Source organism: Nitrosococcus wardiae (assembly GCF_004421105.1).
Taxonomy (GTDB): domain Bacteria; phylum Pseudomonadota; class Gammaproteobacteria; order Nitrosococcales; family Nitrosococcaceae; genus Nitrosococcus; species Nitrosococcus wardiae.
Genome location: NZ_CP038033.1, coordinates 2,934,942 through 2,950,976, shown reverse-complemented (window position 1 = coordinate 2,950,976; position 16,035 = coordinate 2,934,942). Strand labels below are relative to the sequence as shown.

Genomic DNA, 16,035 nt, shown 5'->3' with positions numbered 1-16,035 from the left:
AGGGGAATTATCGGCGCCGTTTGAGGAGCACATAAATCGCCCCTGTACCTCCATCCGCGGAGCGGGCTGAGCAAAAGGCCAGCACTTGGTCTTTTTGTTGTAGCCAGGCGTTTACTTTCCCCTTAAGAATAGGTTCCTTTTGGTAGGAGCCCCGCCCTTTGCCGTGAATGATGCGAAGGCTACGAATGTCGTTTCTCTCACATTCTCTCAGGAAACTGGCGAGCGCCTGGCGGGCCATGGGAACATTCATTCCATGGAGGTCAAGCTCGGCGCCAATACTATACTTTCCCTGCCGCAATTGGCGGAGCAGCCGCTTTGGCACTCCTGGTCGGAGATAGAGTAACTCCTCGCCGGTTTCCAACTCAGCCGCCTCAAAAGTCTCGGACATCATATCCTGAATCACGAGGGCTTCGTCCCGTTCCCGCTGTTGGGGTATGGGGGGGAGATGGTGTTGAAAGGGCATCACCTTATCCTGATTTAACGGCAATACATCTTTCATCGCCTCCCGGAAAAGTTCTCTATCGTGAATGGAAATCGATTTCTTTTTGCGGCTCATGAATGAATGCCCAAGTTCCGAATAGGGCCATTTTAACGAACCATACATGGGTTTGTGCTTGCAGGCCCAGCGGTAGCCCTGTACCATGCGCCGACGGCAGATAACTTATCTATTTAGTCCTCTTAAATAAATCACGTGCCGTCAAATTCGAGTACAAATTCGGGGAGGAGTTAATGTCGGTTGCATATCTAATTCCACCTTTACTGGGTGGGTTGGGACTTTATGCCGCTTATCGCTTGTATGGGATGATCATGGAACGGCCCTCTGGTGAAGGGCGGGTTACCGAAATTGCTGAGCAGATCCAGCTTGGCGCCATGGTGTTCCTGAAGCGGGAGTATATGACCCTAGGGATTTTTTCCGCGGTGGTCTTAGTGCTGCTTTATATTTACTTAGGGGTAGGCACAGCTTTTGCCTTTCTCGTCGGCGCATTGAGCTCATCGGTGGCGGGTTATGCGGGAATGTACGCGGCGACGCGGGCCAATGTCCGGACCACCGTGGCGGCTAACAAGGAGGGGGCCGCTGCTGCTTTGACGGTCGCCTTCTTTGGCGGTTCCGTCATGGGGCTTACGGTGGCTTCCATGGGGCTTCTGGGTCTTGGTATTCTCTATTTGTTCTTCGGGGGCGATCCGGAGACTGCCCATGCCATCCACGGGTTTGGCGTAGGGGCTTCTTCGGTCGCTTTATTCTCCCGTGTGGGCGGAGGTATCTATACCAAAAGTGCCGATGTGGGGGCTGATTTGGTAGGTAAAGTCGAGGCGGGGATTCCCGAAGATGATCCTCGCAACCCGGGAGTGATTGCGGATAACGTAGGGGATAATGTGGGGGACGTGGCCGGCATGGGTTCCGATATTTTCGAATCCTACTGCGGTGCTATGATTGCCACTATCGCCATTGCCGCAACTTTAACCTTGGGCGAAATTGAATCATTGGGGGGAGATCAAGGGGGGCTAATGTTTTTACCCCTAGCCCTTTCCTCAGCCGGGTTGCTTTGCTCTATTGGGGGGATTGCTCTGGTCCGGCGTTTCTCCGATAAATCTCCGGATGTGGCCTTACGCCTAGGGACCATTGGGGCTTCGGTGTTGTTTATCCTCGTTGCCTATGTGGTGATTCTCAGCGCGGGAGTGAATACCCAAGTATGGGGTGCCGTCATTACCGGGGCTGTGGGCGGAATCATTATTGGATTGATTACCGAATATTACACAGGGGGAGCCCCCATCCGTAAAATTGCTGATTCTGGTGAGACGGGTGCCGCTACGGTAATGATCTCGGGCCTGTCTGTCGGTATGCAGTCGGTTGTCGTGCCCTTGTTGACTATCGCAGCAATTATCTTTTTTGCCAGTGAGATTGCCGGGCTCTATGGCGTGGGAATCGCCGCAGTAGGTATGCTGGCCACGGTGGGGATCACCATGGCGATTGATGCCTATGGACCGGTCGCCGATAATGCCGGTGGTATTGCGGAAATGGCGGAGCTAGGACCGGATACCCGAAAAATTACCGACTCTCTGGATGAGCTGGGGAATACCACCGCGGCTATTGGAAAAGGGTTTGCTATTGGTGCGGCGGCACTGGCGGCCTTAACCATTATTACCGCCTATGTTCAAACCGTGGGCCATAATAACCCAGGATTTCTGCTCAACCTTAACAGCCCCCAAGTACTGATAGGGCTGCTGATTGGGGGAGTTATTCCCTTTCTCATAGGGTCTATTACCATGACTGCAGTAGGCGATGCAGCCTTTGATATGATCAAAGAAATCCGGCGCCAATTTAAGGAGATACCTGGCCTTTTGGAAGGCACCGGAAAACCGGATACGGCCCGCTGTGTGGATATTGCCACTACGGCGGCTCTGAGGCGGATGATCATTCCTGGCGTGATTGCAGTGTTTACCCCCGTTATTGTGGGCTTTGGACTGGGGCCGGAGTCCTTAGGGGGGATGCTAGGTGGGGCCCTTTTAGGCTGTGTACTTCTGGCTCTGACGATGGCCAACGCGGGAGGGGCTTGGGATAATGCCAAAAAATATGTGGAGAAAGGAAATCTAGGCGGTAAAGGCTCCGATGTTCATAAAGCCTGTGTAGTGGGGGATACTGTCGGAGATCCCTTCAAAGACACCTCAGGACCTTCTATGAATATTCTTATCAATGTGATGGCTATCGTGAGTTTGACCATCGCCCCCTTGCTGTAAGAAAAAGACACAGGGCCTTTCCTTCAAATGACAAAGGAAAGGCCCAAAAGTCGTTATGGGGTATAAATTCTGAAACATTTGTTGCAGGGGTGGATGCCATCGTGACAGGAGGGGGGGAATTTCTTTATACTAAGCCCGAGCTGGCCTAGTACCTTATTAGATAAGGCAATTTGCCGGGATAGCTCAGTTGGTAGAGCAGGGCATTCGTAATGCCAAGGTCGCAGGTTCGACTCCTGTTCCCGGCACCAAGTATATCAAAAACCCACTTTTTTAAGGGGGATTTTTTTTAAATCCTACTCTTAATATCAATCACTGTTTACTAAGTAGAGTAGAGTTGTTTTTTGGTCTTTTTTGATATTCTGAGACCCAAGAAAGACCCCAACAACATACAAAATGGGGTAGACGGCCGATAGGGGCCGGCTTTGCCAGACCCGCACCTCCTCTAACACCGCATCGGTCACGTTGGAAATCAATGTCAGGGAGGCCTCCACGCCATAGCGCTCCTCCAGCTGCGCTTTAATCTCTCGGGTCGAGAGCCCCCGAGCATACAGCGCCAGCACCTTCTCATCAAAGCCCTCCAGCTGCCGCTGATGTTTCTTCACTCTCTGCGCGGCTCAAAATTCCTGTTGCGGCCCCGCAGTACCTCAATTTCAAACGCTTCCGCCTCACTTTGAACTCGCTTCTTGCTCTTGCCGTTGCGGCTGTTGCCACTGCCCCAATCTCCCCGAGCATGGGGAGCGTACCCTAAGTGTTCAGTCAGCTCAGCCTCCAAAGCCCGCTCCACCATATGCATCGTCATCGACTCCTAGCCGGTATTTCAGAATCACGGCACGCACTTGACGAATTTGATAGGGTTTGGCTTTAGCACCTTCACGCTGAAGATGTAAGCGCTCTTCCACATCGGCGCGGCGATAAATGTGATGACTGCCACGAATACGCTCTTCAAAACCGAGACTTTTCAGCAATGAGCGTAATTCTTTGGCTTGGAGAAGTTAGCATATGTAGTCTTTGTCCCAGATAGCCTTTTTGTATGCAAACTATCGTGAAGATATTATTTGGTTTGATAGTGTTTGGTCTAAGCTGCTTGAGTCCTTCGGCCAGCGCTCAAGAGAAAGCAGCCTATTTCCAGAAACCGACGATAGCGTTCAGCGGTTTTTTAGATGTGTATTATGGCTTTGACTTTAATCAACCGCCAGACAGTCACAGACCGGACTTTCTTTTCAACCATCATCGGCATAATGCAGTCGATATCAATCTCGGGCTCCTCCAAGCCCATGTAGATGGCGGTAAATACCAGGCCAATCTCGGGTTAATGGTGGGCACTTATCCGCAGCAAAACCTGGCCCATGAGCCAGAATGGCTAAGAAATATCTTTGCCGCCAATGTCGGCATTGCCCTTATTCAAGACGATCGCCTATGGCTCGATGTGGGGATTTTCGAGTCCCATATTGGATTTGAAAGTGCACTTTCTGCCGACAATTGGACCTTGACCCGCTCGCTCGTGGCGGAAAATTCCCCCTATTATTTAGCCGGCGCTAAACTTACCTGGAATCCAAGCACACAGTGGCAACTAGCGGCGTTAATGGTCAATGGCTGGCAGCGCATCCAGCGGGTTTCTGGCAGCACTTTACCGAGCTTTGGTACCCAGACCACTTATACCTTTAGCGAAAACGCGCGCCTGAATTGGAGTACCTTCATAGGTACGGATGATCCGGATAAAACACGGCGGATGCGCTACTTCAGCAACAGCTATGGCCAATTTCAACTTACCGAAAAAATAGGCCTGATTGCCGGGATAGATGTGGGTTTCCAGCAAACCGCTAAAGGCCGCTCCGACCATGATGTCTGGTTCGGCACTGTGCTGATCGCGCGTTATGCTTTTTCTAAAACATGGGCCATGGCAGTGCGGGGCGAATATTATAGGGACAACACTGAAGTGATAGTGACTACTGAGCAGATGGAGGGATTTGAAACCGCCGGCTTCTCCGCCAACATCGATTATAATGCTCACAAAAACGTCTTCTGCCGCCTTGAAATCCGCTGGTTGAAGAGTAGTAACGCCATTTTTGCAAAGAATACCACCATGTCCCACAATAATGTGTTGCTAATCGGCTCTATTGCACTTCGATTCTGATGAGCTAGGGAGCAAATGCAATCAGCTTTGTTGTGATTATCCGGACACTAGGTGTAGCGGCCTGCAAAAAGATAAGATTCGACCCGCAAACAACTCCGGTTTTGAAACCCCATTATCTGCAAATAAGTCGACCCTCAGGTCCACTTTAGTTGCGGACAGGCCCATATTAGACGCAACCAACCCGCAAACAACAGGCTCGACCAAGGAATTGGAGTGCATCCGATGACCCTCTCCGCCCCAATCGGCAGTCGCTTGAAAGCCCGCTTGGGCAATATTCTCACCGCCAACGGCTATCGCACCGATGCGGGGCAGAATATGGCCCTGGATTGGCGCCATCAGGATAATTCATAATTTATGCTCAAGACTACGCCAAAGGATCCATAGTTCCTTCTCCCTCTGGAGGGTGTCGCAAAAGGGGCTTATTTCTTCTCCCGGTGATAGAAGGAGCACAATGCGTAAGTCCTGTTCTCTTTATCTGGAGCACCGGGAAGGAAATGGGAGCAAAAGTTAGGCTGAAGAGCTTCCTTGAGGCTTTTCGATGCGCTTTCCAAGGCAAGGGGAGTGAGCTGCTATGAAGTATAAAGCTGGATCAGCGGGCTTCCCGCTGATCCAGCTGTGTTCTAAAGTTTTTAATCAGGAATTAATATTGGGGAGATTCTCTCTCTTCTTCCCTTTGTGGAGATTGTTCACCCCTTTCGGCTGGCTCTTCGAATTGGCGGGATCTCTGTTGCTCGCTTTCTTGTTCAAAGGCGGCAAAGTCGCTGATGGGCCGGTCCTTTTGCGTGATTTCCGAATATCGAACCGCTTCTTCCTTGTATTCCGGTCTCTGCTCTAGTTGCTCCTGCGTCAAAGCTGTTTTTAGTTTGTCCTCTTGCAGTTGCAGTTCATTCAACGGAACGGTTACTTTCTTACCGCCCATGCCAAGGATTTGGCCTGTGGCAATTACGGCTTCCACATTATTCGTATCCCTGTTCTGGACCAGATTGTCCACCTCGCCGATTTGCTCATCCTGCGTACCGATGACCTCCATCCCGATAATCTCGTCGGCAGTCTTGTTATATAGCTCCGAGGACATGGCAGCGCCTTGCCCCACCTCTTGTCTTTGGCTGGCCCATCCTTCTCTACCCGTCTGCTCAGTGCTCCTTTCTCTTTCCATTCCTTGGCCTCCTTGCCCCTCAGTGCCAACACTCCATACAGGTCCTGCAATGAGAGCCATCAAAACTGCACTGATAAAACTGGTTTTCCATTTGACTGTATTCATCACATGCCTCCATTCCTAATCTAAAGCTTCTGTTAGATAGATTAGCGTTCTACATTGTGTTCACGACAACACTCGGATAACTTGTCGCTTACATGCATAAAGGCAAAAAACGCGCCACAATTTTTTGTTCCCAGACTACTCTTGAAATCTTTTCGTAGGACACTCTTTCATGGGCATTGGAACGTTTAAAATAGTGCTTCGTCTTGTTGTAAATTTTACAAATGTTGTAATTCTTCAAATTCTCCTTATATGTTAGTATAGATAGATGATAATTAAGGATTTAAAAAATCAGTATGATTGTTTTGAGAATGGCGGTTTTGATCACGCTTGTTTTATCCTTAGGGTGGGTAAAGCCATCCCAAGCGACAAACCTTAATGAGAAAGAAGTTCGCTGTTTGGCTCTCAATCTCTATTGGGAGGCTAGATCGGAAGGCCGCGAGGGAATGATTGCCGTAGGCTGGATAGTGCTAAACCGAATGGATGACAGTCGCTTTCCGGCTAAGGTTTGCTCTATTATACATCAAGGGGGAGAAAGCCCGCCTTGCGAATGGAACTGGTGGTGCGATGGCCGCAGTGACCGCCCACGGGAAAAGAAAGCTTGGAAAAAGGCCCAGAAAGTTGCCCAATTATTGTTGACTCATCCGCCGCCTGATCCAACTCGGGGGGCACTTTGGTATCACCATACTTCGACTAAAACGCCTCCCTGGTTGAAGAAGCGTAAGAAAACAGCGCTTATTGGTAAGCATGTTTTTTTTCGTTAGTGTACAGGTCTATTGGTATGAAATTTATTGTCTGCTCGATCTTGTCTTCCAAAATTTTTCAGCCCTGGGTTTTCGACAGCACTTCCCGGACCTTTTGCGCGAGATCTGTTCGCCGATAGGGTTTCTGCAGCAGGGGAAAATCCTTATTCGTGCAGCTATGGTGAACGAAAATTTTCTCCGAAAAGCCAGAGGTATAGAGGACTCTTAACTGGGGTTGAAGCCTCGTTGCTGCTTCCACCAACTGGCGACCGTTCATTCCGCCAGGCATAATCACATCGGTAAAGAGCAGATCAATATTTGCGGTTTCCTGGACAATCTCCATTGCCTCTGGCCCATTTCGCGCCGAAAGCACGCGATAACCAAGTTCGGTAAGCTGACTTTCCGCATGGCGCCGTACCAGATCGTCGTCCTCTACTACTAAAACCGTTTCCGATCCCCCAGGATCAGGAGCCGAAATAAATTTTTCCGCAATGGTTTCACTTGGCCAATCGGTTCTCGGCAGATACAGTTTTACAGTAGTGCCCTGCCCAACTTCTGAGTAGATCTTTATATAGCCTTGAGATTGCCTGACAAAGCCATAAATCATGCTGAGGCCCAGACCTGTTCCTTTACCCTTTTCCTTGGTGGTGAAGAACGGTTCAAAGACTCGATCCAGGTTTTCCGCTGGAATACCTGTTCCCGTGTCGGACACTGTAATCATAATGTATTGACCAGGAGGCACACCCACCTGCTCCTGGTCAAGCCAAATATTTTCAGTCTCGATGATCAATCGTCCCCCCCTCTCCATGGCGTCTTTGGCGTTAATGGCTAGGTTCAGCAGCGCAGCTTCAAGCTGGATTGGATCAACAAACGCTCCCCAAAGTCCCTCAGCCTGAATGATCTCAATATCAATCTCTTCAGTTAACGTCCGCTGCAATAAGCCATCTATGCTGGAAACGAGGCGATTCACATCAACAGTCTGGGGTTCCAGAGGCTGGCGTCGCGCGAAGGCAAGCAGCCGACGAATGAGCTCGGCACCTTGTAGAGCAGCCGATTGGATAATTTCTGCCAGCGCCGTATGTCGGTGCTGGTCGGCAGACAATTGCTTGAGCAGAATCTCGGCATTACAGAGAATAACCGTCAGCAGGTTGTTAAAATCATGGGCTATACCACCGGTAAGTTGACCAATTGCATCTAGGCGCTGGGACTGACGGAGCTGTTCTTCTAAAGCCAGGCGTTCAGTAATGTCGGTATTGATCGCAAAGATCGCTTGCGGTTGGTTTTGATCGTCTCGCACCAAAGTCCAATGGGCTTCAACTGTCAATAGCCTGCCATCCTTGTGCCGTTGTTCAATTTGGCCCACCCATTCGCCCGTTTCCAGCAGGTGGTGGGTCGCCTCAAGAAACGTAGTAGAGTCCTCGTACAATAATTTTTCCATGGAGCGGCCGATTGCTTCCGCAGCTGTCCAGCCATATAGACGCTCGGCGCTACTGTTCCAATAATGAATCTGATGGTTAATGCCGCGGACGACAATAGCGTCCTTCGCTTTGTCGAGCAGTGACGCCTGCTCGCGGATGCGCGCCTCGGCCTCTTTCTGCTCTGTGATGTCTTGGAGTGCCCCTTGGACCCGCGTGATCGTTCCGCTGCTGTCGCGTACTGCCTGGCCAATGGCGCGCACCCAGAGGCGGCGGCCTTTAGTGGTGACGATCTGCAGCTCCTCATCGTAAGGTGTGCCTTCGTGGGCACAGGCATTAAAGACTTTCTTGATTTTTTCGCGCCACTCTGGTGGATAGTAGCTAAATACTTCTTCTGTTGTTGGCGAGGTACCCGGCGGCTCCTCATGGATTGCACAAACTTCATCCGACCAAATCACCCGGTAGTTGGGCAGTTCTATCACCCATCCACCTAAGCGCGCTATGCGGCCTGCAATCTGGAGGAGGGCCTGACTCTGGCGTAATTCCACTTCGGCTCGTCGCCGCCTTCGGCCTTCTTCGAGTTCCTGCAAGGCACGTTTTATTGCGGGAACCAGCCGTTCCAGCCGTTGTTTGAGCAGGTAGTCTGTTGCCCCCAGGTGCAGGCATTTCACTGCCTCTTCCTCGCCTAATACCCCGGAAATGATAATTACCGGTGTATTCGGTTGTTTCTCTCGCGCTAGCTTTAAGGCGGAGAAACCATCGTAACCTGGGAAATTGTAGTCGCAGAGGATGAGATCGAACGATTCCTTGGCCACGGTAGCTTCAAAATGTTCCCTGCTATCCAGGGAGAGGATATTGCACTCCAAATCGCTTGTTTCTAGCTTATCTTGGATTATCTCGGCATCTCGTGGACTATCTTCCAGGTGTAGGATTCGGATAGGGTATTTTGTCTCTGGCATGAAATTAGCTAGACAGCGGCTGATTAAGGACGGCCCAGAACGCACCTACTTGCTTCACCGCCTCAAGGAATTCCTGAAATTTCACTGGCTTGACCACAAAGGCATTGACCCCCAATTGATAGCTGCGGATCAAATCCTGCTCTTCGCGCGAAGAGGTCATCACAACGACGGGAATCACCTTTAACGCAGGATCACCCTTAATCTGGTGTAGAACTTCTAGACCATCCACCTTGGGCATCTTTAAGTCCAGTAGGACAACCGCTGGCTGGCTATCTGTGCATTTAGAAAATCTACCGCGCCGATAAAGGTAATCGAGGGCTTCAGCACCGTCTTGAAGACAGACGATTTCATTAGATAGACGGTAAGCTTCAAGCGCGTCAAGGGCCAGTTCAGTATCGCGTGGACTGTCATCTACAAGCAGGATGCGTTTAAGTCCATTCATAATTATCCTCCCAACGGCAATCTTAGCGTGAAATAAAAGGTTGCACCGTGGTTCACCGCGCCTTCTGCCCAGATGCGCCCACCATGGCGGGCAATGATTCGCCGCACGGTGGCCAAGCCAATACCCGTGCCTTCAAACTCATCGGCCCGGTGTAATCGTTGGAACACGCCAAAGAGTTTATGGGCATACTGCATATCAAAACCCGCGCCATTGTCGCGCACGAACAGAATGCTTTGTCCATTTTCCTCACCGGCGCAACCAATCTCGATTTCTGCCAAATCCCGCTGGCGACTATATTTAAGCGCATTATCTAGGAGATTTGTAAACACTTGCTTGAGCAAAGAAGGATCGCCGAGCGCTGGTGGCAGTGGAGCGATCTTCCAAAGGATATTCCGGCCCTGCATTGCTATTTCCAGCCCCCGGATCGCGTCCTGCACCAGTTCATCCAAGATAACGCGATTTTCATACAGCTCAATCCGACTAATACGGGAGAAGGTGAGTAGGTCATCAATGAGCTGCCCCATCTCCATGCTAGCGTCCGTGATAGTCTCCAAGTACTGCTGGGCTTTAGCAGAAAGCTGGCCAGAGCTAGCCCTCGTCAACATTTCAGCATAACCTTGGATGTGTCGCAATGGGGCCCGCAGATCATGGGAAACGGAATAAGAAAAGGATTCCAATTCTTTATTGGCAGCCTCAAGTTGTCTTTGGGCCTGCTTCTGCTGGGAGATTCGATCTGAGAGTTCAGCAGCCATGGTGTTAAATGAAACAGCCAGTTGCCCTAGCTCATCCTGCCCTGCAGGGGGGACCCGCTGTTGGAGATTGCCTGCAGCAATCTCTTGCGCGCTGTGGCTGAGGTTTTGCAATGGCATAACGATACGGCGGCCGAGCAGCACGGCCCCTACAAGAGCGGCAAAAAGCGCCAGGCCAAGAATGATCAGGCTAAAGGTGCGCACCCGATAAACCGGAGCAAGCGCTTCTTCCACATCCGTCTTGACAGCCATACCCCAACCCATCCGGGGTAGATAGCGCCAGGCTGCAACTACTTTTACGCCACGGTAATCCGTTATTATTCCGCTGCCACGCCGGCCGAGGATAGCATTGCCGATTGCCGTGGCAAGCTGCGGGTTGTGGAGAGGAATCTTGCGCTTTAATGCTGCATCGGATTGATGGGTTAGGGGAGCCATTACCAGCGCGGTGTGGGCATTCTCAGAGCGTGCAACTACAGTCTCGCCGCTGGCCCCGAGTCCGACATTATCAGTCAGCACCTGCCACAGGCGCACATTATTGATTTGCAATGCTAGAATGCCTAAGAGTTTATTTTGTTGCATGACTGGCGCCGCAATAAACGCCACAATTGCATCTCCCGACAGCGGATAATAGTCAAAATCCGAAATACTGCTTTCCAAAGTACTGAGTACTTGCCGAGAGACCTGGGCAAGGCCACTATGGGAATAGGGACCGGTAAACAGGTTGGAAGCAAAATCAGATTTATGGAGCTGGGAATACACCACTGCGCCCTGCGGCGAAACCAGGAAAAGATCACAATAGTTTGCCTCATCGATGAGGCGCTGGAAGTAGTCATGGTAGTGGACGTCCAATTGGTGATAAGCAGCAGCTTCCATTCCGCTTTGGGCAAAGACTTGCGCAAATTCAACCATGGCCTGGCGAGTGGTTTTCAATTTGCTCAAGGCCCTGGCGTCTAAAACCCGTTCCAGTAAGTCTTTATCAATTTGATCGGCTTTCTTGTCGGCAATGGCCGACACTTGCTGAGCGACCATGGTCTCCATTTCAGTTTTAAAAACCCGCAAAAGGCTATAGCCAATGACGAGTATTGGCAGCAACGAGACTGCCATGAACCAAACTGAAAAACGTTGCGTGAGAGAGGTAAACCTCACGGGCTTACTCCTTCTACGGATTGCAGCAGCTGCATCCATTCATCGCGGCGGCGATAGGACGGAAATGGTGCCGGTTCGAGCGGCCGCCCAGAATCCCAGAGGATCTCGAATTGCCCGTTATCCCGGGCTTTGCCAATACGTGCCATTTTCCACAAATGGCGGGTCGCTCGGTCGACAGAGACTACGCCTTCAGGGGCAAGTAGACTCTGCCGTAGAATAGTATGTTGTACCGAAGCGGGCTCCGCCGAGCTGGCTTCTCGTGCCGCTTGAACCCATAGATGCAAGCCAATATAGGAGGCCTCCATCGGATCACTGAGCACGGTTTGTTGGCCAAAACGGGCGTGAAATCGCTGCACGAAGGCCTGATTCTGCGCTGATTTAATGCTCTGGAAATAATTCCATGCCGCAAAGTGTCCCACCATCATCTGGGTGTCCTGAGCTTTTAGCTCCACCTCGGCAATACTAAACGATAGCACCGGTATCTTGTCCGGGGTAATGCCCGCCTTAGCCAGCGATCGGAAAAAGCTAATATTGCTGTCGCCATTGAGGGTGTTCAAGACTACATCCGGACGCTGTTTGATGATATCGGCTATCAGCTCGTCCGCGGCGCTCTTTCCCAGCGGCACATAGCGTTCTCCGACAAGCACCGCATCTTTTGCAACCAATAGATCTTTAATGATGATATTTGCCATGCGCGGGAAGACATAATCGGACCCAACCAGATAGATGCGTGTACCTAACTTCTCCAGCGCCCAGATCACGGCGGGAATGATCTGCTGGTTGGGCGCAGCACCCGTGTAAATAATATTGGGCGACTGTTCCATGCCTTCATATTGCACTGGGTAAAATAAGAGATGTTGGTACTTTTCAACCACCGGCTTTACAGCCTTTCGGCAAGCGGAAGTCCAACAGCCGAACAGAGCCTGGACTTCTTCCTGGGTGATCAGGCGTTCTGCTTGATAGGCGCATTCTATAGGATCGGAACGGCAATCGACGGCGACTGCCTTGATCTTTTGCCCATTGATACCGCCAGTTGCATTGGCTTCTTCGATGGCTAGTTGGAGCGCATTTACCAGCGGTTTTTCGCTGACTGCCATGGTGCCTGAAAGTGAATGCAGTACACCCACTTGAATGACGGGTTGATTTTCAGAAGGGGCATACCATAGCCACACCAAAATGGACAGTACTGCTAAAGAAACCAGACTCAGCAAACCCATTTTAGGTGGTATATTCAATTATCTAATCCATTAGGGGAATTTATGGCTTGCTGCCAAGCAGCGACCGAAACGCCGACGCTGGTGGCCGTTAATGCGGTGGCGACTACCAGTGAAGGAATTAGTGGAAGCCTTAATCCGTAATAAGCACCGGCGTAGCCGAACAGGGCAGAGAGTGTGATATCGCCTAACCAGATAAAGCTGGCCCGTGGCAATTTCTGCGCCAGTGCTGCGGGATGACTTTTCAGCCCTACTTCGAAGAGCAAAGCCACCACGCCCATGTCCGCAAGAAAAGCAAATGCATAGCGGACCGGTTCAGTGAGCAGGCCCCAACGTAGGTCAGCTAAGCGCAGTAAGAAACCTAACAAGAGGTAGCCCGCTAAAGCGGGAATGCCCATACGGGCAAAGAGGGTTTTAATTAAAGCTGCCAGGACTACGGTAGCCCCTACCAGAGACACCCAGAGCGCATGGGGGACCTCAGTCCCCATTACGCCGGCTTTCCTGTTTGACCCAGTACCAGGCGTTTAGGCAGCCAATGATGATTCCCACAATGAGTAAGTTCAGGGTCCAAGACACTGTGGTGGGCCAAGTCGCATCAATCCATATTCCTAGGGTAACTCCTATCAGAGTCGGTATGGCGACTGACCAGCCAACTAAGCCAAACATCCCCAGCCAGAACCAGGTAGGTGGGTTTTTTCCCTTTTTGGCTCGGACTTTTCTTTCTGCTTTACGGCCTACGTTTTTGCCGAAGTTGTTTTCGGGTGTAACCGGCTTTGGGTCTTCTTGATTTTTAGCCATCGGGTTATTGCTCTAGTTCCATAAAGCGGCGAATGACGCCGGCTTCCAGTCGGGCCAATGCCGTTCGGGTGATTCGCTCATACTCATCCAAGTGCAGAAAATTTTCTTCAACGGTAGCCTTTAAGCTTTCCAGATCAGTACTGCGGACGCCATTGAGGGTAGAGATCAATACTTCCTGGCCGCACTTGATTAAAGTCCCTTCATCAACAGCCAGATAATTTTCTTTTTTGTCCTCGGTAGTAAACACAAGAATGCCCGGCACCAGGGCAGCGACGAAATCAATATGTCGTGGCAGCAGACAAAAGGAGCCATTTCGGGCTTCGGCGGTGACTTTACTGGCTACTTCATCAGCGAGGACTTCCGTGGGGAGAAGTACCTTCAGGTGCATCTTGTTTTTCATCATGCTTTTGCTTTCTTAGTCTCCGCCTCTTCAATGGGGCCAATCATATAGAGGTCTTTTTCCCCATAATCAGCAAACTTTCCAGCTAAGATCTCCTCGCAGCCTGCAATGGTCTGCTCCAGAGGCACCATTTTCCCGGTATAGCCGGTAAACTGCTCGGTGGTGAAGAAGGGCTGTGTCAAAAAACGTTCCAGGCGACGGGCCTGGCTCACTGTTTGCCGATCCTTTTGGGACAGTTCCTCAATCCCTAGCATGGAAATGATATCTTTGAGTTCTTCATACTCTGCCAGAGTGCGCCGCACCTCTTGGGCAACCTTGTAATGGCGCCTGCCGACTACTCCGGGAGTCAGCATTTTAGAGTCCGATTGCAGGGGGTCTATGGCCGGGTAAAATCCCTGGCTGGCCCTTTTACGAGACAGCACAATGGACGCCGAGAGATGGGCAAACGTATGGGTAGCAGAAGGATCGGTGAGATCATCAGCGGGAACATAAACCGCTTGAACCGAAGTAATAGAACCACTGGCAGAACTGCAGATTCGCTCTTCCAGCTCTGCCAATTCGGTCCCCAAGGTCGGTTGGTAGCCGACTCGGGAAGGAATCTTCCCCATGAGTCCAGAAACCTCGGTGCCCGACTGAATGAAGCGAAAGATGTTATCAATAAGCAACAACACATTGCGCTTGGCAATATCGCGGAAATATTCGGCCACGGTAAGCGCTGCATGACCCACTCGGAACCGGGCGCCAGGGGGTTCATTCATCTGGCCAAAGAGCATGATGGTATTGTCCAACACCCCCGCTTCTTTCATGTCTCGGTAAAGTTCTTCGGCTTCACGGCTGCGTTCGCCAATGCCACAAAATAGGCTAATCCCCTGGTAGCGTCCCACCATGTTATGAATCATCTCAGTAATGAGTACAGTTTTACCCACCCCAGCGCCCCCAAAGAGTCCTGCTTTACCCCCTTCTTCCAGCGGCGCCAACAGGTCCACGGCTTTAATACCGGTTTCAAAGATCTTGCGGGTGGTGACCCGTTGGGCCAGGGGGAGAGGAGTACGATGGATAGGAAGACGCTCGGAGGCATCTAGAGTGCCTTTATTATCGATAGGTTCACCAAAAACGTTGAGCATTCGGCCTAACAGGGCTTTTCCTACAGGGATATCCAGCATCTTTTCCGTATCAATCACTGATGCGCCGCGAGCCAACCCCCGGGTCGTGGTCAAAGCAATGCAGCGAGCCCTATTGGCGCTAAGATGGGACTGGATCTCTAGAATGATATCCCCTTGGCCTCCTTTGGTCCGTAACTGGCGATAACGGGGCGGTAGTCGGGAGAATTGGACATCGACCACATTTCCTCGCACGGCAACGACCTGCCCAGGGTTAGTGGCTGATTTTTTTAGTGAGAATGGTTGCGACACTGTGGACTCTTTAGGTTGACAGCAGGAATTACTCGGCTCTAAAGGCATATCTAAGTAACTAGAATATATTTAAGGAACCGTCTATTTCAATCTAACTGGGGTAGAAGAATTATTGAGTCATGGCAACGCCAATACGCATTTGTGGAGTGGGTTCTCCCTTTGGAGATGATCAGATCGGTTGGCAGGCCGTTGAGGCTCTAAAACGGTCTAAAGTATTAGAGGTCCTGCCTGCGGGCACGGCTATGACTTACCTTTGTGATCGCCCTGGTCCCCGATTGCTAGAAATTTTAAAGGGGGCAGAACTAGGCATTATTATTGATGCCATGGTGTCTGGCGCTACTCCTGGCACCCTCAAATGTGTCCAGTTCGACTCCCTTTCGATGCTGGAAAGTCCCTATTCGACTCACGGATTTGATTTGGCCTCCACATTGGCTTTAGGAGCAGCCTTGGGAGAATTGCCCCACCAGCTCTTTATTTATGGCATCGAGATTGAGCCGCCCACAGTTAGCTTACAAAACATCGCTCCTAATCCAACTCTAGCCGTAGCAATGCCAAAATTAATCACGAATATTGAAAATACCTTAAAAGTTTTTTGCCAACGCCCCTTTTTAAAAGCACAAAAAGGTTGA

Annotated in this window: 15 protein-coding genes, 1 tRNA gene and 2 pseudogenes; 6 read left to right on the top strand and 12 right to left on the bottom strand. The window is 50.9% G+C overall.

Going from position 1 to position 16,035, the window contains the following annotated elements:
* Positions 1–7 precede the first annotated feature (7 nt).
* Positions 8–556, bottom strand: coding sequence for a Smr/MutS family protein (locus E3U44_RS14010; RefSeq protein WP_134358756.1), 549 nt, complete (start codon positions 554–556; stop codon positions 8–10).
* A gap of 173 nt (positions 557–729) precedes the next feature.
* Between E3U44_RS14010 and E3U44_RS14005 the strand changes: the two genes are divergently transcribed.
* Positions 730–2,736 (top strand): sodium-translocating pyrophosphatase, encoded by a 2,007-nt coding sequence (locus E3U44_RS14005; RefSeq protein WP_134358755.1) that lies wholly within the window; start codon positions 730–732, stop codon positions 2,734–2,736.
* A gap of 172 nt (positions 2,737–2,908) precedes the next feature.
* A tRNA-Thr gene (locus E3U44_RS14000) sits at positions 2,909–2,984 on the top strand.
* Positions 2,985–3,056: 72 nt separating this feature from the next.
* On the opposite strand, the pseudogene E3U44_RS20700 reads toward E3U44_RS14000, so the two are convergent.
* Together E3U44_RS20700 and E3U44_RS13990 are read right to left on the bottom strand one after the other, a co-directional pair.
* A pseudogene (locus tag E3U44_RS20700) lies at positions 3,057–3,541 on the bottom strand (transposase); the annotation flags it as partial.
* Positions 3,498–3,707: pseudogene (locus tag E3U44_RS13990) on the bottom strand (type II toxin-antitoxin system HicA family toxin); the annotation flags it as partial. The pseudogenes E3U44_RS20700 and E3U44_RS13990, both read right to left, overlap by 44 nt.
* A gap of 71 nt (positions 3,708–3,778) precedes the next feature.
* Between E3U44_RS13990 and E3U44_RS13985 the strand changes: the two are divergent.
* Positions 3,779–4,870 (top strand): porin, encoded by a 1,092-nt coding sequence (locus tag E3U44_RS13985; protein WP_206054804.1) that lies wholly within the window; start codon positions 3,779–3,781, stop codon positions 4,868–4,870.
* A gap of 222 nt (positions 4,871–5,092) precedes the next feature.
* Complete coding sequence (locus E3U44_RS20405) at positions 5,093–5,221, top strand: hypothetical protein (RefSeq protein WP_276321939.1); 129 nt, start codon at positions 5,093–5,095, stop codon at positions 5,219–5,221.
* A gap of 289 nt (positions 5,222–5,510) precedes the next feature.
* Here E3U44_RS20405 and E3U44_RS13980 read toward each other — a convergent pair whose 3' ends face one another.
* A complete protein-coding gene (locus E3U44_RS13980; protein WP_134358752.1) occupies positions 5,511–6,131 on the bottom strand; it encodes a PRC-barrel domain-containing protein in 621 nt (206 codons plus the stop codon).
* 293 nt (positions 6,132–6,424) lie between these two features.
* Here E3U44_RS13980 and E3U44_RS13975 point away from each other — a divergent pair, with 293 nt between their 5' ends.
* On the top strand, positions 6,425–6,892 hold the full coding sequence (locus E3U44_RS13975; RefSeq protein WP_134358751.1) for a cell wall hydrolase: 468 nt from the start codon (positions 6,425–6,427) through the stop codon (positions 6,890–6,892).
* A 58-nt stretch (positions 6,893–6,950) separates the two neighbouring features.
* Here E3U44_RS13975 and E3U44_RS13970 read toward each other — a convergent pair whose 3' ends face one another.
* From E3U44_RS13970 to atpD, 8 genes are read right to left on the bottom strand one after another with little or no spacing between them, the layout of a single operon-like run.
* A complete protein-coding gene (locus E3U44_RS13970) occupies positions 6,951–9,245 on the bottom strand; it encodes a response regulator (protein ID WP_134358750.1) in 2,295 nt (764 codons plus the stop codon).
* Between the two features lie 4 nt (positions 9,246–9,249).
* Positions 9,250–9,687 (bottom strand): response regulator, encoded by a 438-nt coding sequence (locus E3U44_RS13965; RefSeq protein ID WP_134358749.1) that lies wholly within the window; start codon positions 9,685–9,687, stop codon positions 9,250–9,252.
* A gap of 2 nt (positions 9,688–9,689) precedes the next feature.
* On the bottom strand, positions 9,690–11,582 hold the full coding sequence (locus tag E3U44_RS13960; protein WP_166805089.1) for a sensor histidine kinase: 1,893 nt from the start codon (positions 11,580–11,582) through the stop codon (positions 9,690–9,692).
* Positions 11,579–12,817, bottom strand: coding sequence for an ABC transporter substrate-binding protein (locus E3U44_RS13955; RefSeq protein WP_240761510.1), 1,239 nt, complete (start codon positions 12,815–12,817; stop codon positions 11,579–11,581). Before E3U44_RS13955 ends, E3U44_RS13960 begins: the two co-directional genes overlap by 4 nt.
* Entirely contained in the window at positions 12,814–13,284 is a 471-nt protein-coding gene (locus E3U44_RS13950) for a cation:proton antiporter domain-containing protein (RefSeq protein ID WP_134358747.1), read from the bottom strand. The genes E3U44_RS13955 and E3U44_RS13950 overlap by 4 nt, the downstream gene beginning before the upstream one ends.
* Entirely contained in the window at positions 13,274–13,594 is a 321-nt protein-coding gene (locus E3U44_RS13945; RefSeq protein ID WP_134358746.1) for an AtpZ/AtpI family protein, read from the bottom strand. Before E3U44_RS13945 ends, E3U44_RS13950 begins: the two co-directional genes overlap by 11 nt.
* 4 nt (positions 13,595–13,598) lie before the next feature.
* A complete protein-coding gene (locus E3U44_RS13940; RefSeq protein WP_206054802.1) occupies positions 13,599–13,997 on the bottom strand; it encodes a F0F1 ATP synthase subunit epsilon in 399 nt (132 codons plus the stop codon).
* Positions 13,994–15,406, bottom strand: a complete 1,413-nt coding sequence (gene atpD / locus E3U44_RS13935) for a F0F1 ATP synthase subunit beta (protein ID WP_134358745.1) — start codon at positions 15,404–15,406, stop codon at positions 13,994–13,996. Before atpD ends, E3U44_RS13940 begins: the two co-directional genes overlap by 4 nt.
* A gap of 119 nt (positions 15,407–15,525) precedes the next feature.
* Between atpD and E3U44_RS13930 the strand changes: the two genes are divergently transcribed.
* A complete protein-coding gene (locus E3U44_RS13930) occupies positions 15,526–16,035 on the top strand; it encodes a hydrogenase maturation protease (protein ID WP_134358744.1) in 510 nt (169 codons plus the stop codon).